This window comes from Streptomyces sp. NPDC006208 (assembly GCF_040613775.1).
Classification (GTDB): domain Bacteria; phylum Actinomycetota; class Actinomycetes; order Streptomycetales; family Streptomycetaceae; genus Streptomyces.
In genome coordinates, this window is sequence record NZ_JBEXSW010000016.1 from 29,334 (window position 1) to 49,465 (window position 20,132).

The 20,132-nt window shown below is 70.7% G+C and carries 23 protein-coding genes; 17 read left to right on the forward strand and 6 right to left on the reverse strand.

Annotated features, from left to right (window positions below):
• Positions 1–27: 27 nt before the first annotated feature.
• From scpB to ABZ208_RS15245, 7 genes are all read left to right on the forward strand, one after another.
• On the forward strand, positions 28–597 hold the full coding sequence (gene scpB / locus ABZ208_RS15215) for an SMC-Scp complex subunit ScpB (protein ID WP_328405994.1): 570 nt from the start codon (positions 28–30) through the stop codon (positions 595–597).
• On the forward strand, positions 597–1,715 hold the full coding sequence (locus ABZ208_RS15220; protein WP_328402277.1) for a pseudouridine synthase: 1,119 nt from the start codon (positions 597–599) through the stop codon (positions 1,713–1,715). Before scpB ends, ABZ208_RS15220 begins: the two co-directional genes overlap by 1 nt.
• A 109-nt stretch (positions 1,716–1,824) precedes the next feature.
• Entirely contained in the window at positions 1,825–2,478 is a 654-nt protein-coding gene (pnuC, locus tag ABZ208_RS15225; protein WP_356909944.1) for a nicotinamide riboside transporter PnuC, read from the forward strand.
• On the forward strand, positions 2,475–3,554 hold the full coding sequence (locus ABZ208_RS15230; protein ID WP_356909945.1) for an AAA family ATPase: 1,080 nt from the start codon (positions 2,475–2,477) through the stop codon (positions 3,552–3,554). Before pnuC ends, ABZ208_RS15230 begins: the two co-directional genes overlap by 4 nt.
• Positions 3,554–4,273: an NUDIX domain-containing protein gene (locus ABZ208_RS15235; RefSeq protein ID WP_356909946.1), complete on the forward strand. Its 720-nt coding sequence runs from the start codon at positions 3,554–3,556 to the stop codon at positions 4,271–4,273. The genes ABZ208_RS15230 and ABZ208_RS15235 overlap by 1 nt, the downstream gene beginning before the upstream one ends.
• Positions 4,270–5,304: an ADP-ribosylglycohydrolase family protein gene (locus ABZ208_RS15240; protein WP_356909947.1), complete on the forward strand. Its 1,035-nt coding sequence runs from the start codon at positions 4,270–4,272 to the stop codon at positions 5,302–5,304. The genes ABZ208_RS15235 and ABZ208_RS15240 overlap by 4 nt, the downstream gene beginning before the upstream one ends.
• A gap of 109 nt (positions 5,305–5,413) precedes the next feature.
• Positions 5,414–5,596 (forward strand): hypothetical protein, encoded by a 183-nt coding sequence (locus ABZ208_RS15245; protein ID WP_356909948.1) that lies wholly within the window; start codon positions 5,414–5,416, stop codon positions 5,594–5,596.
• Between the two features lie 336 nt (positions 5,597–5,932).
• Here the strand turns inward: ABZ208_RS15245 and ABZ208_RS15250 are convergent, their stop codons facing one another.
• Together ABZ208_RS15250 and ABZ208_RS15255 are read right to left on the reverse strand one after the other, a co-directional pair.
• Positions 5,933–6,403, reverse strand: a complete 471-nt coding sequence (locus tag ABZ208_RS15250) for a Rieske (2Fe-2S) protein (protein ID WP_356909949.1) — start codon at positions 6,401–6,403, stop codon at positions 5,933–5,935.
• 145 nt (positions 6,404–6,548) lie between these two features.
• Positions 6,549–6,881, reverse strand: coding sequence for a DUF952 domain-containing protein (locus tag ABZ208_RS15255; protein WP_356909950.1), 333 nt, complete (start codon positions 6,879–6,881; stop codon positions 6,549–6,551).
• A 139-nt stretch (positions 6,882–7,020) separates the two neighbouring features.
• Here ABZ208_RS15255 and ABZ208_RS15260 point away from each other — a divergent pair, with 139 nt between their 5' ends.
• The 6 genes from ABZ208_RS15260 (at position 7,021) to der (ending at position 12,027) form a co-directional block, all read left to right on the forward strand.
• Positions 7,021–7,446: a YidB family protein gene (locus ABZ208_RS15260; protein WP_356909951.1), complete on the forward strand. Its 426-nt coding sequence runs from the start codon at positions 7,021–7,023 to the stop codon at positions 7,444–7,446.
• Positions 7,447–7,535: 89 nt separating this feature from the next.
• On the forward strand, positions 7,536–7,898 hold the full coding sequence (gene aroH / locus ABZ208_RS15265; protein WP_356909952.1) for a chorismate mutase: 363 nt from the start codon (positions 7,536–7,538) through the stop codon (positions 7,896–7,898).
• A complete protein-coding gene (locus ABZ208_RS15270) occupies positions 7,895–8,980 on the forward strand; it encodes a prephenate dehydrogenase (RefSeq protein WP_356909953.1) in 1,086 nt (361 codons plus the stop codon). The genes aroH and ABZ208_RS15270 overlap by 4 nt, the downstream gene beginning before the upstream one ends.
• A gap of 182 nt (positions 8,981–9,162) precedes the next feature.
• Positions 9,163–9,846, forward strand: a complete 684-nt coding sequence (gene cmk / locus ABZ208_RS15275) for a (d)CMP kinase (RefSeq protein ID WP_356909954.1) — start codon at positions 9,163–9,165, stop codon at positions 9,844–9,846.
• 53 nt (positions 9,847–9,899) lie between these two features.
• The gene (locus ABZ208_RS15280; RefSeq protein ID WP_328405996.1) at positions 9,900–10,502 is read left to right on the forward strand and encodes a lysophospholipid acyltransferase family protein; all 603 of its coding nucleotides are present in this window, start codon (positions 9,900–9,902) and stop codon (positions 10,500–10,502) included.
• A 76-nt stretch (positions 10,503–10,578) separates the two neighbouring features.
• Positions 10,579–12,027 (forward strand): ribosome biogenesis GTPase Der, encoded by a 1,449-nt coding sequence (gene der, locus ABZ208_RS15285; RefSeq protein WP_328402298.1) that lies wholly within the window; start codon positions 10,579–10,581, stop codon positions 12,025–12,027.
• Positions 12,028–12,103: 76 nt separating this feature from the next.
• Here der and ABZ208_RS15290 read toward each other — a convergent pair whose 3' ends face one another.
• Both ABZ208_RS15290 and ABZ208_RS15295 read right to left on the reverse strand, forming a co-directional pair.
• A complete protein-coding gene (locus tag ABZ208_RS15290) occupies positions 12,104–12,388 on the reverse strand; it encodes a hypothetical protein (RefSeq protein WP_356909955.1) in 285 nt (94 codons plus the stop codon).
• Between the two features lie 247 nt (positions 12,389–12,635).
• A complete protein-coding gene (locus tag ABZ208_RS15295) occupies positions 12,636–13,415 on the reverse strand; it encodes a hypothetical protein (protein WP_356909956.1) in 780 nt (259 codons plus the stop codon).
• 278 nt (positions 13,416–13,693) lie between these two features.
• On the opposite strand from ABZ208_RS15295, the gene ABZ208_RS15300 reads away from it, so the two are divergent.
• The 3 genes from ABZ208_RS15300 (at position 13,694) to ABZ208_RS15310 (ending at position 16,818) form a co-directional block, all read left to right on the forward strand.
• Positions 13,694–14,980 carry a glycosyltransferase gene (locus ABZ208_RS15300; RefSeq protein WP_356909957.1) on the forward strand — a complete coding sequence of 429 codons (1,287 nt, stop codon included), beginning with the start codon at positions 13,694–13,696 and terminating at the stop codon, positions 14,978–14,980.
• Positions 14,977–15,777, forward strand: a complete 801-nt coding sequence (locus tag ABZ208_RS15305) for a hypothetical protein (protein WP_356909958.1) — start codon at positions 14,977–14,979, stop codon at positions 15,775–15,777. The genes ABZ208_RS15300 and ABZ208_RS15305 overlap by 4 nt, the downstream gene beginning before the upstream one ends.
• A 75-nt stretch (positions 15,778–15,852) precedes the next feature.
• Positions 15,853–16,818 (forward strand): YafY family protein, encoded by a 966-nt coding sequence (locus ABZ208_RS15310; protein WP_356909959.1) that lies wholly within the window; start codon positions 15,853–15,855, stop codon positions 16,816–16,818.
• Here the strand turns inward: ABZ208_RS15310 and ctaD are convergent.
• Positions 16,769–18,490, reverse strand: a complete 1,722-nt coding sequence (gene ctaD, locus ABZ208_RS15315) for a cytochrome c oxidase subunit I (protein WP_356909960.1) — start codon at positions 18,488–18,490, stop codon at positions 16,769–16,771. The genes ABZ208_RS15310 and ctaD overlap by 50 nt on opposite strands.
• A gap of 319 nt (positions 18,491–18,809) precedes the next feature.
• On the opposite strand from ctaD, the gene ABZ208_RS15320 reads away from it, so the two are divergent.
• Positions 18,810–19,025 (forward strand): proteinase inhibitor I78, encoded by a 216-nt coding sequence (locus ABZ208_RS15320; RefSeq protein ID WP_328402310.1) that lies wholly within the window; start codon positions 18,810–18,812, stop codon positions 19,023–19,025.
• Positions 19,026–19,102: 77 nt separating this feature from the next.
• Here the strand turns inward: ABZ208_RS15320 and ABZ208_RS15325 are convergent, their stop codons facing one another.
• Positions 19,103–20,086 carry a phosphatase PAP2 family protein gene (locus ABZ208_RS15325; RefSeq protein WP_356909961.1) on the reverse strand — a complete coding sequence of 328 codons (984 nt, stop codon included), beginning with the start codon at positions 20,084–20,086 and terminating at the stop codon, positions 19,103–19,105.
• Positions 20,087–20,132: the final 46 nt, after the last annotated feature.

Sequence of the window (20,132 nt, forward strand, 5' to 3'; positions counted from 1 at the left end):
CTCAAGCCCGCCCTCGAGGCCGTCCTCATGGTCGTCGACGAGCCCGCGACCGAGGAGCACCTCGCCAAGGTGCTCGAGCAGCCCCGCAGGGCCGTCGCAGACGCGCTGCGGGAGCTCGCGGACGAGTACACCGTCCAGGGCCGCGGCTTCGAACTCCGGCTCGTAGCGGGCGGCTGGCGCTTCTACAGCCGCGCCGAGCACGCCGACGCCGTCGAGCGCTTCGTGCTCGACGGACAGCACGCACGGCTGACCCAGGCCGCCCTGGAGACGCTGGCGGTCGTCGCGTACCGCCAGCCGGTCAGCCGTTCGCGGGTCTCCGCGGTGCGCGGAGTGAACTGTGACGGGGTCATGCGCACCCTCCTCCAGCGGGGTCTGGTCGAGGAGGCGGGCACGGAACCCGAAACAGGTGCGATCCTGTACAGGACGACGAACTACTTTCTGGAGCGGATGGGCCTGCGCGGCCTGGACGAGCTCCCGGAGCTCGCGCCCTTCCTCCCCGAGGCGGACGCGATCGAGGCCGAGACGCAGGAAGGCGTTCCGTCGTTCGATCCGGATGCACCGGATTCCGACGACGCAGACGACAAGACGGAAATTTGATGCGAAGCAGCAGCGGCAGGAACAGCAGCGGAAACAACGGCGGGAGCCGTGGTGGCAACAGCGGCGGCCGCGGCAGCAGCGCCGGCCGCGGCAATTACCGGGGTGCCGGTAACAGCCGCGACGACCGGCAGCAGCGCGACAGCAACCCGCGCCGCCCCCGCCCCGAGGAGCGCACCTACGACGTGGGCGACGGCTCCGAGGGCCCCAGGCGCGGCCGTGGCGCCGCCGCCCGCGGCGGCGCCAAGGGTGGCCCCCGGCAGTCTCCCCAGCGGGGCGGCGGCCGTACGGCTCCGGCGCGGTCGCGTGAGTACGACGCCCGCTCGGAGGAGCGCAACCGCGAGCGTTACGCGAACAAGCCGGAGGTCAGGACGCCCAAGACGTTCCCCGGCGCCGAGCAGGAGGGGGAGCGGCTGCAGAAGGTGCTCGCCCGCGCCGGTGTGGGCTCGCGCCGCGCCTGCGAGGAGCTGATCGACGCCGGCCGGGTCGAGGTGAACGGCAAGATCGTCATCGAGCAGGGCGTGCGCGTCGACCCCGAGAAGGACGAGATCAAGGTCGACGGCCTGACGGTGGCCACCCAGTCGTACCTGTTCTTCGCGCTGAACAAGCCGGCCGGTGTCGTCTCCACCATGGAGGACCCGGACGGCCGCCAGTGCCTCGGCGACTACGTCACCAACCGCGAGACGCGTCTCTTCCACGTCGGACGGCTCGACACGGAGACCGAGGGCATCATCCTGCTCACCAACCACGGCGAGCTGGCACACCGCCTCACCCACCCCAAGTACGGCGTGAAGAAGACCTATCTCGCCGCCATCCAGGGCCCTCTGCCCCGCGAGGTCGGCAAGCGCCTCAAGGACGGCATCCAGCTCGAGGACGGGTACGCCCGCGCGGACCACTTCCGGGTCGTGGAGCAGACCGGCAAGAACTACCTGGTCGAGGTCGTCCTCCACGAGGGCCGCAAGCACATCGTGCGCCGCATGCTCGCCGAGGCAGGCTTCCCGGTCGACAAGCTCGTACGGACCGCCTTCGGCCCGATCTCGCTCGGCGACCAGAAGTCGGGCTGGCTGCGCCGCCTGACCAACACCGAGGTCGGCATGCTGATGAAGGAAGTCGGCCTGTAGCCGTACAAAGCATCCGAAAGGGCCCGTGACCGTTCAGGTCGCGGGCCTTTTCGTCTTGTGGACGCGACCTCCGCCCTTTATAGTCAAGGTGACTCTTAAGGAGGCGGGCGTGAGCCTCGCGGACATCCTCGAACCCCTGCAGCAACCGCTGTTCACCGTGCTCGGCACTGCGGTGAGCTGGACCGAGTTCCTCGGGTTCGGCAGCGGCGCACTGTGCGTGTGGCTCGTCGCCCGCCAGCACATCGCCAACTGGCCGATCGGCATCGCCAACAACCTCTTCTTCATCCTGCTGTTCACCCAGGCGGGCCTGTACGCCGACGCCGGCCTGCAGGTCGTCTTCATCACCCTCGCCGCGTACGGCTGGTGGACCTGGACCCACGGGGGTGGACCAGGGACCGACGTCCTCCCGGTGCGACGCACCACCCGCACCGAGTGGACGTGGCTGATCGCGGCGGGGGTGGCGGGGACACTCGGCCTCACTCTCCTGCTGGAGCGCGCCACCGACTCGACCGTCCCTTTCTGGGACGCGCTGACGACCGCCCTGTCCCTGATGGCGACGTACGGGCAGTGCCGCAAGCGCCTCGAGTCGTGGTGGCTCTGGATCGCCGCCGATGTGATCTATGTGCCGCTGTACGCCTACAAGGAGCTCTATCTGACCTCCCTGCTCTACGTCGGCTTCATGACGCTCTGCGTCGTCGGCCTGCGCAGCTGGTCGCGCGACCTCGCCGTACGGCGGCGCGACGTACTCGAGGTGACCGCATGAAGCGCTACGGACACGGCCTCGTCCTCGGGAAGTTCTATCCGCCGCACGCGGGCCACCACCATCTCGTCCGCACCGCCGCCGACCGCTGCGAGCGGCTGACCGTACTGGTCTGCGCCTCCTCCGTGGAGTCGATCCCGCTGCGGGAAAGGGTGCACTGGATGGAGGAGGTGCACCCGGACGTGCGGGTCGTCGGGGCCGTCGACGACATCCCGGTGGATCTGGACGACCCCGCCGTCTGGGACGCGCACATGGCGGTCTTCCGGGAAGCCGTGACACGCCCCGTGGACGCGGTCTTCACGTCCGAGCCGTACGGCGACGAACTCGCCCGGCGCTTCGGCGCGGAGCACATCTGCGTCGATCTGGACCGCACCCTCTTCCCGGTCTCCGGAACCGCGGTGCGCAAGGACCCGGTGGGGTGCTGGGACTTCCTGGAGAAGCCGGCCCGGGCCTGGCTCACCCGGCGCGTCGTCGTTCTCGGCGCCGAGTCCACCGGCACCACCACGATGGCGCGGGCACTCGCCGAGCACTACCAGCGGCGCGGCGGAGCATGGTCCGGCACCCGCTGGGTGCCCGAGTGCGGGCGCGACTACAGCGCCGGGAAACTCGCCTCGCTGCGGGAGCAGTGGCCCGAAGCCCAGTGGGAGGACGTGGAGTTCACCTCGGACGAGTTCCCGGTGATCGCCAGGCTGCAGAACCGCCGCGAGAACCGGGCCGCCCGGAGCGGCTCGCCGGTGCTCTTCTGCGACACCGACTCCTTCGCGACGACCGTGTGGCACGAGCGGTACATCGGCGGGCGCAACCCCCTGGTCGACGAGATCGCCGACCGGGTCACCCACCATCTCTGGCTGCTCACCGACCACGAGGGCGTGGCCTTCGAGGACGACGGGCTGCGCGACGGCGAGGAACTGCGGCCCTGGATGACCCAGCGGTTCCGCGACGAACTGACCCGTACCGGCCGGACCTTCGTCGAACTCACCGGACCCCACGAGCAGCGGCTCGCCACCGCCGTCGCCGCCGTGGACGCCCTGATCGACGAGGGCTGGGACCTCGCCGACCCCCTTCCGGAGCGCCGCTGATGGAGGGCTACGACCCGGGAGCATTCCCGCCCTTCGCCGTCACCGTCGACCTCGCCGTCTTCACGGTGCGCGACGGGCGGCTGCACGTGCTGCTCGTCGAGCGCGGTCAGGAGCCGTACCTGGGCGCGTGGGCGCTGCCCGGCGGCTTCGTCCTGCCCGCCGAGTCGGCCGAACTCGCCGCACGCCGCGAACTGGCCGAGGAGACGGGGCTGTCGCAGCAGACTGCGGCCGGCCTTCACCTGGAACAGCTGCGCACCTACAGCGAACCGGACCGCGACCCGAGGATGCGCGTCGTCTCCGTCGCGTACACGGCGCTCCTGCCGGATCTGCCGGAGCCGCGTGGCGGCGGCGACGCGGCAAGGGCCCAGTGGATGCCCTTCGGGACGTACGGGCCCCTCGCCTTCGACCACGACACGATCCTCGCCGACGCACACGACCGCGTCTGCGCCAAGCTCGAGTACACCTGCCTCGCCACCGCCTTCTGCCCGCCCGAGTTCACCCTCGGCGAGCTGCGGCAGGTGTACGAGACGGTCTGGGGCGTCGAGCTCGACCGCCCCAACTTCCGGCGCAAGGTCCTCACCACACCCGGCTTCGTCCAGGCCGTGAAGGGACCGCCGCGCCTGACCGGCGGACGGGGGAAACCGGCCGCTCTGTACCGGGCGGGTGGGGCCACCACGCTGCACCCGCCACTCCTGCGACCGGAAGGACGGCACTCATGACCACTCTGGGGACTCACCGGACCATCACCAAGCAGGCCGCGACGGGCTCGCTGATCGGACTCGCGCTCGGGGACGCGCTCGGCTTCCCGACCGAGTTCAACGACGTGCCCGCCATCCTCGCCAAGAGCGGACCGTGGCGGCAGATGGAACTGCCGACGCCCGCGTTCGTCACCGACGACACCCAGATGACGCTCGCCCTGGGCCGGGCCGTACGGACCGCGATGGACCGCGGACTGCTGGTCGGATCCCGGCTGGTGCGGCCGCTGCGCGAGGAGTTCACGTCCTGGTACCACTCACCGGACAACAACCGTGCCCCCGGCCGCACCTGCATGGACGCCTGCCGGCTGCTCGACAACGAGCGGCTGCCCTGGCACGAGGCCAGCCAGATCGGCTCCAAGGGCTGCGGCGCCAACATGCGTGTCGCGCCCATCGGGCTGGTCCCTGGGCTGAGCGAGGAACAGCGGGCGGGCGCGGCGCAGTTGCAGTCCGCGCTGACCCACGGGCACCCCACCGCCCTCGCGGCGAGCGACCTCACCGCACGGGCCGTGTACCTCCTCGCCCAGGGCGGCGAGCCGATGGAGCTCGTGGGCCGGCTGCGCTCGTACGCCTACGAGAACCGCAGCCGTTACCACCACAACTGGCTGGGCAATCTGTGGACCTACTCCCACGACCCGACGCCCGAGGCTTTCATGGCCCGCGGCTGGGACGACTGCCTCCAGGTGCTGGAGCGGCTCGCCGCGGCCCTGCGCTCACCGGATCCGGAGCTGGACCCCTGCCTGGCGACCGGCGACGGCTGGATCGCGGAGGAGGCGCTCGCCACCTCGCTGCTGTGCTTCCTGATGTTCCCCGAAGAGCCCGTGACGGCGCTGCGCCGTGCCGCCTGCACCAAGGGCGACTCCGACTCGATCGCGTGCCTCGCGGGCGCGTTCGCGGGGGCGCACCTGGGGGCGGGCGCATGGCCCAAGGAGTGGGCGGAGCGGATCGAGTACCGGAGCGATCTGCTGTCCCTCGCCGCGCTCTGGGACTCTTGATCCATGGCTGCCCCCTGGCCATGGATCTTGGCCCGGTCGTCACCGCCCAGGCCGACCCGGCCGACGCTGCTCGGCGAGAGGGAGGCGCCGCCGTAGGCCGGGCCTGACAGTGGCGAAGGCGGCGGCCGAGCACATACCGGCCGGGGTCGACGCGGAGCGGGTGCACGCGGACGTCGACAGGCCGCACGCCGTCCTTGACGACGCGCGGACGGCGTCGCGGCTGCCGTCGGAGCCCTCTGCCGAGACATACGCACGGCCGGCCGACTTCGTGGTCCGGGTGCGCCTGGAGTGACCGACGCCGTGCCGGGGTGGGCGGATCGTTCGTGCGGGCGGCCTGCCCGAAGCGCGGGAGACGGCCCCGGCCGCCGCCCGGACCGCTCGGCCGGACGGGACCGACCGGTGGACGCCACGGGACCGGTGGACACCGCCGGCGGAGTGGGGAGCGTGCTCCGCGGAGGTCGGTGTCGTCGCTCCCCTCGGTGGCCGGCCCGAAGGCACGTCGGTGGCCGGCCCGAAGGCACGCGACCCCATGAACGCAGGAGTGGACGGTGCGGTCGCGCACCAGCGCGGTACGTGCGTCGGGGACCATGCGCGAGAGCGAACGACCGGCGGTGCCCGTCTCTTCCGGCTACGCCAGGGTGATCGTGTCCCCGGACACCATGATCTGTTTCGGCGGCAGCGGCTTGGTGGCCGGGCCCTCCGCCACCGAGCCGTCCGAGACCCGGAACTTGCTGCCGTGGCACGGACAGTCGATGGTTCCGTCGGCGACCGTGCGGACCGTGCAGCCCTGGTGGGTGCAGATCGCGGAGAAGGCCTTGAAGTCCCCGGCCGTCGGCTGGGTCACCACCACCTTCTCGCTCGCGAAGACCTTTCCGCCGCCCACCGGGATCTCCGACGCGGCGGCCAGCTTCTTGCCGGCCAGCGACGGTGACTCGCCCGGCTTCCCGGTCGACGACGGGGATGCCGCAGGCGCGGCCTTCGTCTTCGCCGGTGCCGTCGTTTCGCCGCCCGCATCACCGCCGCCGTTCCCACAACCCGCCACCAGCGCGGCGGCGCCCGCCGTACCCGCCGCCAGGACCGTCCTTCGACACGTGTCCATGACAGTCTCCTCTGCTCGCGCCCCGACCCGCTCGGGGCACGAGCATCCTGACTCCGCGGACGCCGAAGGCGAAGCAACCGGGCAGCGCGTGCCCCCAATGCGGGTGCGTTGTCCGTCCGTCAGCCCAGTGCGCGCCTCGTCGCTGTCAGGCCCAGGGGGTGAGTTCCCGTGCACGGCCGTCCGCGTCGCGGCGTACCGCCAGCACGGAGGTCACGGCGTGGCGCTCGATCGGGCCGTACACATGCGGGAACCGCGCGCCCTGCGATCCCTCCCAGCGGACCTCGGCGTCGAGCGCGGCGTCGTCGATCTGCAGGACAAGCAGTTCAGGCACAGCGCGGAAGAGGGCGTCCGCGATCGCGAGTGCAGCGGGCTCGTCACCCGAGCAGTGCACGAAGCCCTCGGTGGCCAGGGAGGCGGGGGCGTACGGGCGCTCGGTGTCCGCGGTCCATTCGTCGGCGGGCACGACATGAAAGATCATGCCGCCAGTTGTAGCCCAGGGCCCGGGCCCAGGGTGTCGGGGGACGGGGTTCCCCAGGTGGCAGGGCGATGTGGTTCGGGTGACATTGACCGTGTTCGATCCCCCCACCTCGCGACTCTCCCAGGCGAAAGGCAGAACCATGGCGGGAAACGACCTCGGCAGCCTTCTCGGTGGCGGCGGCCAGAGCGGCGGCGGCGCGGGCAACATCCTCGGCGCGCTGCTGGGCGCGCTCGGCGGTGGCGCTCAGAGTGCCGGCGGCCGAAGCGCCGGCGGGAGCCCGCTCGAAGCTCTGATCGGCACGCTCACCAGGTCCGGTCTGGCCGACCGGACCCAGTCCTGGGTCGGCACCGGTGACAACCAACCGGTCAGCGGCACGCAGATCGCCGACGCACTGCCGAACGAGACCCTGGACCAGGTCGCCCAGCAGGCCGGTGTCACCCCGCAGCAGGCCGCGGACGAGATCGCCCGGTCGCTGCCGCAGGCCGTCGACAGGCTCACGCCGAGCGGACAGCTGCCGCCCGCCGGCGCGTCCCTGGAGGACATCATCCGCCAGCAGCAGCTCTGACCTGACCGTCTCGCAGAGCGGTCGGCGCGGCTGCGCGCCCGTGCGCTGACTACGCTGAACGAAGCACTCGCACAGGTTAGGAGCACGACGTGGCGGTACGAGCGGTCCGTGGAGCCGTCCAGCTGGAACGGGACGAGGCCGGGCACATGGACGAGCAGGTCAGCGAGCTGCTCACCGCCGTCCTGGAACGCAACGGGCTCGGTGCCGACGATCTGATCAGCGTCTGGTTCACGGCGACCCCCGATCTGCACAGCGATTTCCCGGCGGCTGCGGCGCGCAAGCTCGGCATCGTCGACGTACCGCTGATCTGTGCGCAGGAGCTCGACGTCGTGGGCGCCATGCCGCGCGTCGTACGGGTACTCGCGCACGTCGAGTGCGACCTGCCCAAGTCGCAGATCGCGCATGTCTATCTGGGCACCGCAGCCGCACTCCGCAAGGACATCGCCCAGTGAGAACAGCTGTCGTCATCGGAACCGGACTGATCGGAACCTCCGCCGCGCTCGCACTGGCCGGGCGCGGCGTCGTCGTGCACCTCGTCGACCACGACCCGGCCCGGGCACGCACCGCGGCCGCGCTCGGCGCGGGCACCGACGAGCCGCCCGAGGGCCGGGTCGACCTCGCGGTCGTCGCCGTGCCGCCGGCGCATGTCGCCACCGCGCTGGCCGACGCGATCCACGCCGGGGTCGCCCGCGGCTACCTCGACGTGGCCAGCGTCAAGGGCGGACCGCGCCGGGAGCTCGAGGCGCTCGGCGTGGACCAGTCCCACTACATCGGCACGCACCCGATGGCCGGCAAGGAGCAGTCCGGTCCGCTCGCCGCCACCGCCGATCTCTTCGAGGGCCGTCCCTGGGTGCTCACGCCGACCCGCGACACCGACACCGAGGTGCTCAATCTCGCCCTCGAACTGGTCGCACTGTGCCGCGCCGTCCCCGTCGTCATGGACGCCGATGCCCATGACCGCGCGGTCGCTCTCGTCTCCCACACGCCGCAGCTGATCTCCTCGATGGTGGCGGCGCGGCTGGCGGAGGCGGACGACACAGCGGTACGGCTGTGCGGTCAGGGCATCCGCGATGTGACGCGCATCGCGGCGTCCGACCCCCGGATGTGGGTCGAGATCCTCACCGCGAACCCGGGCCCGGTGGCCGATGTGCTCGCCGGGGTGGCCGCGGACCTGGACGAGACGGTCCAGGCGCTGCGGGCCCTGCAGTCCGCCGACGAGTCCAAGCGCCGAGGCGGCGCCGAGGGCATCGAGGACGTCCTGCGCCGCGGCAACGCCGGACGGGAACGCGTGCCGGGCAAGCACGGTGCGGCCCCGGCGACGTACGAGATCGTGGCGATCCTGATCAGCGACCAGCCCGGCGAACTGGCCCGGATCTTCGCGGACGCCGGCCGTGCGGGCGTGAACATCGAGGACGTCCGCATCGACCACGCGACGGGCCAGCAGGCGGGTCTGGTCCAGCTGATGGTGGAGCCGGCGGCGGCGCCGGTGCTCTCGGCGGCACTGCGGGAGCGGGGCTGGGCGCTGCGGCAGTAGGGACGGCGCCGGGCGGCGCTTCCCCGCGCCCGCCCCGCAGGCTTCGCCGCAGCGTGGCGGGGCACGCGCCGCCCGGCCGTTCAGCCCGTCGACGACGGGGTGCGCAGGTGGTGTCCAGGACTCGGTAACCTTGTTCGGGGCGCATCGGCATTCCCGCCTGCCCTCTCCCACGAACCAGGAAGGTGTCCGACACCGTGGAATCCGTGATCGTCGCCATCGATGGCCCCTCCGGCACGGGCAAGTCGAGCACCTCGAAGGCGGTCGCCGCAGCGCTGGGGCTGAGCTACCTCGACACCGGCGCCCAGTACCGCGCGATCACCTGGTGGATGATCAGCAACGGCATCGACGTGCAGGACCCTGTCGCCATAGCGAGCGCCGCCGGCAAGCCCGTGATCGAGTCCGGCACGGACCCCGACGCGCCGACGATCACCGTCGACGGCCTGGACGCCGCCGGTCCGATCCGTACCCAGGAGGTCACCTCCAGGGTCAGCGCCGTCAGCGCCGTGCCCGAGGTCCGCAGCCGGATCACCGAGCTGCAGCGTTCCATCGCCGCGGGCGCCGAGAAGGGCATCGTCGTCGAGGGCCGGGACATCGGCACCACGGTCCTCCCGGACGCCGACCTGAAGATCTTCCTCACCGCTTCGCCCGAGGCCCGCGCGGCCCGTCGCAGCGGTGAGCTCAAGGGCTCGGACGTCGCCGCCACCAAGGAAGCGCTCATCAAGCGCGACACGGCCGACTCCAGCCGTAAGACCTCCCCGCTGGCCAAGGCGGACGACGCGGTCGAGGTCGACACCACCGACCTCACCCTCCAGCAGGTCATCGAGTGCGTCGTGACCCTGGTCGAGGAGAAGCGAGCGGCCGAGTGACCGTTCCGTCAGCCAAGGGCGCCGCGGTCGGCCGGGGCATCGGCATCGGCCTGATGTACGGCCTGTGGAAGCCGCGCGTCCTCGGTGCCTGGCGGGTGCCCTCGGCGGGCCCGGTGATCTTCGCGGTGAACCACGCGCACAACATCGACGGGCCGATGCTCATGGGCACCGCTCCCCGTCCCGTGCACTTCTTGATCAAGAAGGAGGCGTTCGTCGGCCCGCTCGACCCGTTCCTCACCGCGATCGGGCAGCTCAAGGTGGACCGCAACGCCCCCGACCGTACGGCCATCACCCGTGCGCTCGGCGTACTGGACAACGGCGGGGTCCTCGGGATCTTCCCCGAGGGCACCAGGGGTGAGGGCGACTTCGCCTCACTGCGCGCAGGGCTCGCGTACTTCGCCCTGCGCAGCGGGGCGCCGATCGTCCCGGTAGCGGTGCTGGGAAGTACCGCGCGCAGCGGACGGCTGGTCAAGGCGCTGCCTCCGCTGCGCAGCCAGGTCGACATCGTGTTCGGCGACGCCTTCGAGGCCGGCGACGGCAGCGGCCGTCGCACCCGCAAGGCGCTCGACGAGGCCACCGTGCGCATCCAGGAGCGGCTCACCGCCCACCTGGAAAACGCCAGGCACCTCACGGGGCGCCGGGCGAGACTTGAGTAGTACCTGAAGCAGGACACGAGTAGTGGGCCGCGGGACGCGGTCCATCGATGATGCAACGTAACGAGGTAAGCACTTCATGAACGACCAGCACGACCACGGAGCGCTCGGCGACGCCGAGTACGCGGAGTTCATGGAGCTCGCCGCGGAAGAGGGATTCGACGTCGAAGACGTCGAGGGCGCGATCGAGGCGGCCGGGCACGGCCCGCTGCCTGTCCTCGCCGTCGTCGGCCGCCCCAATGTCGGTAAGTCGACCCTGGTGAACCGCATCATCGGGCGCCGCGAGGCCGTCGTCGAGGACAAGCCCGGCGTCACCCGCGACCGTGTCACATATGAGGCCGAGTGGGCCGGCCGCCGCTTCAAGATCGTCGATACCGGCGGCTGGGAGCAGGACGTCCTCGGTATCGACGCCTCCGTCGCCGCACAGGCCGAGTACGCGATCGAGGCCGCCGACGCGGTCGTCTTCGTCGTCGACTCGACGGTCGGCGCGACCGACACCGACGAGGCCGTCGTCAAGCTGCTGCGCAGGGCCGGCAAGCCCGTCGTCCTGTGCGCCAACAAGGTCGACGGCCCGAGCGGTGAGGCGGACGCGACCGCCCTGTGGTCGCTCGGCCTGGGCGAGCCGCACCCCGTCTCCTCGCTGCACGGCCGTGGCACGGGCGACATGCTCGATGCCGTCCTGGAGGTCCTGCCCGACGCCCCGGCGCAGACCTTCGGCAACGCGGTCGGCGGCCCGCGCCGGATCGCTCTGATCGGCCGCCCGAACGTGGGCAAGTCCTCGCTGCTCAACAAGGTGGCGAACGAGGAACGCGTCGTCGTCAACGAGCTGGCGGGCACCACCCGTGACCCGGTCGACGAGCTGATCGAACTCGGCGGTGTGACGTGGAAGTTCGTCGACACGGCCGGTATCCGGCGCCGTGTCCACCTCCAGGAGGGTGCGGACTACTACGCCTCGCTGCGTACCGCCGCCGCCGTCGAGAAGGCGGAGGTCGCCGTCATTCTCATCGACGCGAGCGAGACGATCAGCGTCCAGGACCAGCGGATCATCACGATGGCCGTCGAGGCCGGCCGCGCGATGGTCATCGCCTACAACAAGTGGGACACGCTCGACGAGGAGCGCCGCTACTACCTCGAGCGCGAGATCGAGACCGAGCTCGGCCAGATCGCCTGGGCCCCGCGGGTCAATGTCTCGGCCCTGACCGGCCGGCACATGGAGAAGCTGGTCCCGGCGATCGAGACCGCGCTGGCGGGCTGGGAGACCCGTGTCCCGACCGGCCGGCTGAACGCCTTCCTGGGCGAGATCGTCGCGTCCCACCCGCACCCGATCCGTGGCGGCAAGCAGCCCCGCATTCTGTTCGGCACTCAGGCCGGTACCAAGCCGCCGCGCTTCGTGCTGTTCGCCTCGGGCTTCCTCGAGCACGGCTACCGCCGCTTCGTCGAGCGCCGGTTGCGCGAGGAGTTCGGCTTCGACGGCACGCCGATCCACATCTCGGTCCGTGTGCGCGAGAAGCGCAGCCGCAAGAAGTAGCCGCAGATACACGAGCACGGCCCCTGCACCGGTGAACTCCGGTGCAGGGGCCGTGCTCGTGTCCGCGCCCCGCCGGTCACATGCCTCTGCGGGGGGCCGGGGGCAGCGCCGGGGGCAGGTGGGCGCTCGGCCGGCTCGGCTGGTACGGCTGCCAGTTGCCCTGATGGCCGGTCTGGCCGCCCTGGCTGAACGATCCGCCACGGCTGCTGTGCAGTCCCGTCCCGAAGGCCTTGAAGCCGAGATGCTCTTCGCCGCTGCGGTCGCCGGGCAGCGTCCTGAAGGCCCGGCGGAACTCGGAGTACAGCGCGTCGTAGATCGGCGTGGCCGACGGGCCTGCCGACATGTCGTGCGCGGGGCGCATGGAGGGGATGTGGCTCTGGAACGGCTGACGGGAGGGGTCGTATGAGTGCACGTACCTGCAACGACCCCGCGGCCCGGCGGATGCGGGCGGGCCCGGGATGATTCTGTGGGGGCCGGAGGCAGTACCTCTCAGGACACACGAAGGCGTACGCCGGGGCACGAAAGCACCCCCGGCGTACCTGATGCGCCTGCCCGGCCGATCGGGCAGGCGCTCCTCACCTGCGGTTCTGCCGTACGACGGGTAGGTCTCAGGTGCCCGCGAGCGGCATCGCCGCGGCCACCAGCCGGCCGTTGGCGGCGGCCTTCTCCAGTGCGTCACGCAACAGGTCCTCGCGCGGCTGCTGGCCGATCGAACCCACCGGGGCGGCGAAGACCAGGACCATGCGCGACTTGTTGGCGGCGGTGCGCCAGCCCTCGGTGACCTGGAGCGGCTGGTGGGCCTGCCACCAGGCGACGGGGCTGCCTCCGCCGTTTCCGGGCTGCAGCACGGCGTGCAGCTGGCCCATGGCCACGAGCACGGACCAGCCCGGCAGCTGGGCGGGGTACTGGTTGACGTCGGTGACCGGGAGGAAGCCCGACTCGATCAGCAGCGGGAGGAAGTCGTCGCCGCCGATTCCGGCCGTGCCGGGGCGGGCGATGGGGGCGGTCGGTTCGACCACCAGGGCGGGGTGCACGTCACCGTTGATCAGCACGAGTCCGCTGGTGACACCGAGCACGGCCTGCTGGGGCGCGGACCCGGGGACCTGCGGCTCCTCGCCGGTGATGGAGCGGACGGCGCCCTGGAGCTGGTCCTCGGCGACCTGGACGACCTGGGACGGGATACAGGTGGCGTGGGCGAAGGCGAGCACGGCGGTCTCCTCGCCGACGAACAGCACGGTGCTCGTGCGTTCCTGCTCGGAGTCGCCGGGGGTGCGGCAGGAGGTGCAGTCGTAGCTGCCCGGGGCGTTCTCCCCGGCGAGCAGCCGGTCGGCTTCTTCGTCGCCGATCTCGGCGCGTACGTCCTCGCTGACGTCGAGCATGCGCGGCACGGGTGGCTCCTCGGACTTGGTACGGATTCGATCATGGGGCCGGGCGGGTTCCCGGCTCATAAAGAGCTCAACGGGTGATGTGCGGCAGGGGTCACGCGTGAACGCGGACGGAATCGGAGGGCGCGGCCCGGGGCGTACGTGCGCCGCCGCCGCACCCATGGCGCGGAGCCTCGGGGTGCCGCGACGCGTCCCTGCCGCACTGCATCCCAGGGAACTGCTACCCGCCTTAGTAGAGTCCTGTGGGAAACGACCAGGACCAGGGGGAACGCGGCGACGCCATGCGTATTTCATTTCTGCTGCACAATGCCTACGGCATAGGCGGGACGATTCGGACGACGTTCAATCTCGCTCGCGCGCTGGCGCAGGACCACGAAGTCGAGATCGTCTCGGTCTTCCGTCATCGTGACGAACCCGCCATGGGGGCACCGGCCGGCGTCACGATGAAGCATCTCGTCGATCTGCGGAAGAACAGCTCCGGCTACGACGGCGACGACCCGCTGGCCAAGGCACCGGCCAAGGTGTTTCCTCGCGGGGACGGCCGGCACAAGCAGTACAGCCGGCTCACCGACGCCCGGATCGGCGCCCACCTCGCCTCGGTCGAGGCCGATGTGGTCGTCGGCACCCGGCCCGGCCTCAATGTCCATGTCGCCCGCCAGACCCGGCGCGGCCCCGTCCGGATCGGCCAGGAACATCTGACCCTGGACAGCCACGGCTACCGGCTGCGCCGCGAGATCGGGCACCGCTACCGCGTGCTCGACGCCGTCACCACGGTCACCGAGGCGGACGCCCGGTGCTACCGCGAGCGGCTGAAGCTGCCCGGCGTACGGATCGAGGCGGTGCCCAACAGCGTCCCAGCGCCGGGCGTGGCGCCGGCGGACCTGAGTGCCACGTGGGTCGTCGCGGCCGGCCGGCTCACCAAGGTGAAGCGGTACGACGTGCTGATCGAGGCGTTCTCCAAGGTCGTTGCCGCCCGCCCGGACTGGCGGCTGCGCATCTACGGAAGCGGGGACGCGACCGGAAACGAGAAGAACGCGCTGCGCGGGCTCATCGAGGAGCGTGGCCTGCACAACCATGTCTTTCTGATGGGTACGGCGAACCCGCTGGAGCCCGAGTGGGTCAAGGGGTCGATCGGCGTGGTCACCTCGAACCTCGAGTCGTTCGGCATGACCATCGTGGAAGCGATGCGCTGCGGCCTCCCGGTCGTGTCCACCGACTGCCCGCACGGCCCCGGCGAGATCATCGACGACGGCGCGGACGGCCGGCTCGTGCCGGTCGGCGACGTCGACGGGTTCGCGGACGCGCTGCTGGCACTGATCGACGACGATGATCTGCGCCGCCGCACCGGCCAGGCCGCTCTGGCGTCCTCCGCGCGTTTCGATCCCGCGCGGATCGCGGGGCGTCACCTCGCGCTGTTCACCGAACTCGTCGCCCGCGGCGAGGGCGGCCGCTCGGTGAGCGCCGCACGTGACGCGTTCCACAGGTGCCGAAGCGCACTCTATGACGCCGCCTACTCCCTGCGTTATGTTGCCGCGGATGTGATCCGCAAACGGAAGAAGAGCTCATGACCACGTCCACCCTGCGGCCCGTGCCGCGGGCCGACTGCATCGCGGATGCCGCAGGCGGCATCACCTTCGACGTGGTGGGAGCCGATACGCCCCAGGCGGCGCTCGTGCTGAAGCGGAGGGGCGGCGGCAAGGCCCCCGAGGACGAACTGCGCCTTCCGCTGACCCCTCTGGGCGGCGGCGTCTCCCGTGCCGTGCTGCCGAGCACGGTCGAACTCGCCGAAGGCCGCTGGGACGCCCGCACCGACGACGGCGTGGCCCTCGAGCCCGGCATCCGTGATCTGCGGGCGATCGTCGACCAGACACCCGGGGACGGGACCGACCGCATCGCCGTGCGTGTCCCGTACCCGACGACGGACGGCCGGCTCGCGGTGCGCTGCTGGGTGCGCGCCCCGCACGCCGAGGCCGGCGCGATCGGGCTCGCGCCGGAGGCGGGCACGATGTCCGTCGAGGGCCTGCTGTACGGAACCGAGCTGGGCGAGGGTGCCGTGGCCGAGGCCCGGCTGAGCTCCGGCGGCCGGGTGCACGAGGTGCCGGTCACCGGCGAGGGCCGCGCCTTCGGGTTCACCCTGCCGTATGCGCCGATCTCCGACACGCCACCGGGCAAGGAACAGCTGTGGGAGCTGTGGCTGCGCCCTGCCCGGGACGCCGACGGGATACGGATCTCCCGCATCCTCGACGACATATGGGACAAGAAGGGCATCTTCGTCTACCCCAAGCAGACGACGGACAGCTACCGCGCCGCGCCCTGCTACACCGGGGACAACGACCTGTGCGTGCGGCTCACGGCGGCCGGCTGACCGTCCGCAGGCAGCGCGGAATTCCGCCGACCGTCGAGGACAGATACTGTCCTCGACGGCTGGCAGACTCGCCGCATGTTGGAAACCTCGGCACGTCTGCTGCGCCTGCTGTCCCTTCTGCAGGCCCACCGCGAATGGTCCGGCGCCGAACTGGCCGAACGCCTCAAAGTCACCCCGCGCACCGTACGGCGGGACGTCGACCGGCTGCGCGAACTCGGCTACCCGGTCAACGCCAGCCCCGGTACGGGCGGCGGCTATCAGCTCGGCGCGGGTGCCGAACTGCCGCCGCTGCTGCTCGACGACGACGAGGCGGTCGCGGTCGCCGTCGGGCTGCGCACAGCCGCAGGCCAGGGCATCGAGGGCATCGGCGAGACCTCGGTACGGGCCCTCGCCAAACTGGAGCAGGTCCTGCCGCACCGGCTGCGCCGCCGGGTCAGCGCCCTCAACACCTTCACCGTGCCCATGTTCCGCACGCCCCAAGGACAGCTCGACGCATCCGTGCTCACCGAGCTCGCCAACGCCTGCCGGGACAGCGAGCGGCTGCGCTTCGAGTACCGCGACCACGGCGGCAGCACCACTCGCCGGACCGTCGAGCCGCACCGGCTGGTGTGCACCGAACGCCGCTGGTATCTCGTCGCGTGGGACGTGGACCGCTCGGACTGGCGTACGTTCCGGGCGGACCGGATCACACCGAAGCCGCCGCACGGCCCGCGGTTCGCGCCGCGCACCCCGCCGGCCGAGGACCTTGCCGCCTATGTCTCCCGGGGCGTGTCCACACGGGCGTACGCGGCCCAGGCCGTCATCCGGCTGCACACCTCCGCCGAGCGGGCCGCACAGACGATCGGCCCGTCCGACGGAGTGCTGGAGCCGGTCGACGACACCTGCTGCCTGCTGCGCACGGGAGCCGCGAGCCTGGACGTCCTGGTCATCCACATCATGCTCATGGGCGTCGACTTCGAGGTGGTCGAACCGCAGGAGCTGACCGAGCACATCACAGCGATCCGGGACCGGTTGTCCCGGGCTCTGGCCCCCGCCGGCTGATGTCGTCGTGCGGGGCCTCCGGCACGGCCGGGCGCTCGGCGGCGAAGGAGGGGTGGTGCAGATCGAAGGCGGGCGACTCGGAGCGGATCCGGGGCAGCGCCGTGAAATTGTGGCGCGGCGGCGGGCAGGAGGTCGCCCACTCCAGCGAACGCCCGAACCCCCACGGGTCGTCCACCTCCACCTTCCTGCCGTACCTGGCCGTCTTCCAGACGTTGTAGAGGAACGGCAGCGTCGACGCGCCCAGCAGGAAGGAGCCGATGGTGGAGAAGGTGTTGAGGGCCGTGAAGCCGTCGGCAGCCAGATAGTCCGCGTACCGCCGGGGCATGCCCTCCGCGCCCAGCCAGTGCTGGACGAGGAACGTCATGTGGAATCCCAGGAACAGCGTCCAGAAATGGATCCTGCCGAGGCGCTCGTCGAGCATCTTCCCGGTGAACTTGGGCCACCAGAAGGAGAAACCGGCGAACATCGCGAAGACGACGGTGCCGAAGACGACGTAGTGGAAGTGGCCCACCACGAAGTACGAGTCGGTGACATGGAAGTCCATCGGCGGTGACGCCAGGATGACCCCGGTGAGCCCGCCGAACAGGAACGAGACCAGAAAGCCGACCGCCCAGAGCATCGGGGTCTCGAAGCTCAGTGATCCGTTGAGCATCGTGCCGGTCCAGTTGAAGAACTTCACTCCGGTCGGAACCGCGATCAGGAAGGACATGAAGGAGAAGAACGGCAGCAGCACCGAGCCCGTGGCGAACATATGGTGCGCCCACACCACCGCCGACAGACCCGTGATGGCCATCGTGGCCCCCACCAGCGTGAGGTAGCCGAAGATCGGCTTGCGGGAGAAGACCGGGATGATCTCGCTGATGATGCCGAAGAACGGCAGCGCGATGATGTAGACCTCGGGATGGCCGAAGAACCAGAACAGGTGCTGCCACAGCAGCGCACCACCGTTCTGGGCCTGGAACACCACCGACCCGAACTGCCGGTCGGACTCCAGCACCAGCAGTGCCGCCGCCAGCACCGGGAACGCGATCAGCACCAGGATGGTTGTGAACAGCACGTTCCAGGTGAAGATCGGCAGTCGGAACATGGTCATGCCGGGGGCGCGCAGGGCGAGGATGGTGGTCAGGAAGTTCACCGAGCCGAGGATGGTTCCGAAGCCGGCGAGTGCCAGGCCCATGATCCACAGGTCGGCGCCGATGCCGGGCGAGCGGTCCAGGGAGTTGAGCGGCGCGTAGGCGAACCAGCCGAAGCTCGCCGGGCCGCTGGGCACGGCCAGCGAGCCCAGCACGATCAGGCCGCCGAAGAGGAACAGCCAGTACGAGAGCATGTTCAGCCGGGGGAAGGCCACGTCGGGCGAACCGATCTGCAGTGGCACCAGCTCGTTCGCGAAGCCCGCGAAGGTGGGCGTCGCGAACAGCAGCAGCATGATCGTGCCGTGCAGCGTGAACGCCTGGTTGTACTGGTCGTTGCTGATCAGCTGCAGTCCGGGGCGGGCCAGCTCCGCCCGCATCACCATGGCCAGCACCCCGGCGATCAGGAAGAAGCCGAACGAGGTGACCAGATACAGATGCCCGATCTTCTTGTGATCGGTCGTGGTCAGCCAGTCGACGATCACCCTGCCCAGCCGGTGCGACGGTGCCTCCGCGACCGGCTCGGCCGTCCGTGTACTCATCGCCGTCCCCTCGCAGTCAACGCCCCGGGCATCTTCGGGTCGGGGGGATCGTGTAAGGAAGCGGTGAATTTCTGACGGTGCTCCAATTCATCCTGCTTCCGGTGTCCGAGACAATTCCGCAACGGTAATTCCGGCCTGCGCCGAGGCCTCGCCGAATTACCGTACGAACGTCGCTGAACTGCCCGTTCGGGTGAACAGGCCCGCGTTGAACAGGTGTCGAGATCCTGTGACAGAAGCGTGACAGCTGGGGTACTTGTGGCTGCTGAGCAAGCTGGTGATCCGCCTTCCGTCACCGTCCGCTGCCGCCTACCGTGGGTGCATGGCACCCATACCGTCTTCCTCCCAAGAACCCCAGGATGCCCCCGATTCGTATGTCGGCCTCGGGGCGCAGGCCGCCGAACTGCTGGCCCGTGAGCGCGGCTGGACATCCGTCAGATCGCTGCCGAAGGGCGCGATCATCACCATGGAGTACATGGTCGGCCGGCTCAACTTCGAGGTCGTGGACGGCACGGTGATCCGCTGCTGGAAGGGCTGACAGTCCCTGCTGTATGTGACAGGCCCCGGCACCGAAGTGCCGGGGCCTGTCACATACAGCAGGGACGCAGGGCCGGATCAGCCGCCCGCGACCGGCCGCGAGTGCGGTGGTCTGCGGCTGCCCGACGGGGTGATGGGCGCGCGCTCCGAGCGGATCGCATGCGGCCGTGGCTGGGTGAGGTGGCCGCTCGTCCTGCCTGCCGGCCCGGGCCGGGTGTGGCCGACCGTGGCCACCGGCTCGCGGGACGGATCACTGCTGTGCGGGTCGCGCTGAGGGAATATCGCCGGCCGCAGACCGCCCGCCGCGACGGGCAGGGAGGGAGTGAGCCGACCGCGTGCACGCCACTGGTCGCGCAGTGCCAGGATCCAGGCCTCCGCACGGCCGATGAGCGGCTCGCACCAGGGCAGCGCGAGCATGATCAGCAGACCGGCGGCCCAGCCGAGCAGCACATCGCTCAGCCAGTGCGTACCGAGATACACGGTGGTCAGACCCACACCGAGCGAGACCACGGCCGACAGTGCCGACAGATAGCGGCGAGCCCGCGGGGTGGTGGCCAGATAGGCCAGGATTCCCCAGGTCACCACCGCATTGGCGGTGTGTCCGGACGGAAATATATCGCCGCCCGCGAAGAGCTCGGCAGAGCCGATCTGCGTCGCGTAGTGAGGGCCGAGCCGGCCCAGACCGATCTTGACCGCTCCGACGGTCGCATTGAGCAGCAGCAGGGCAGCGCCGAGCACCAGCAGCGGCCGCAGCGTGTGCTGGCGCCAGGAGCGCCAGCCCAGCCAGGCCGCCACCATCACGGCGGTCGGGCCGCGCTGGCCGAGCACCACGTAGTAGTCGAGGAGCGCGTGCTGTTCGGGCCACTGCTCGTACGGCCGGAAGAGCATGAGCTTCCAGTCGAGGGCCACCAGCCAGGTCGAGGCCAGAACGGCGACGACGATGGCGAGATAGAACGCCGACGTCCCGCCGAAGAGGGCGAGACGGGTGCGGCTCATCCGCGGGATCTCTATCTTCGGCGGTTCCGGCTCCCGGTCCAGCCGGGCAAAGATGTCGGTACGCACCTAATCGACGTTACAGCGAGTGAGTGAGCGGACCGGCCGATCCACG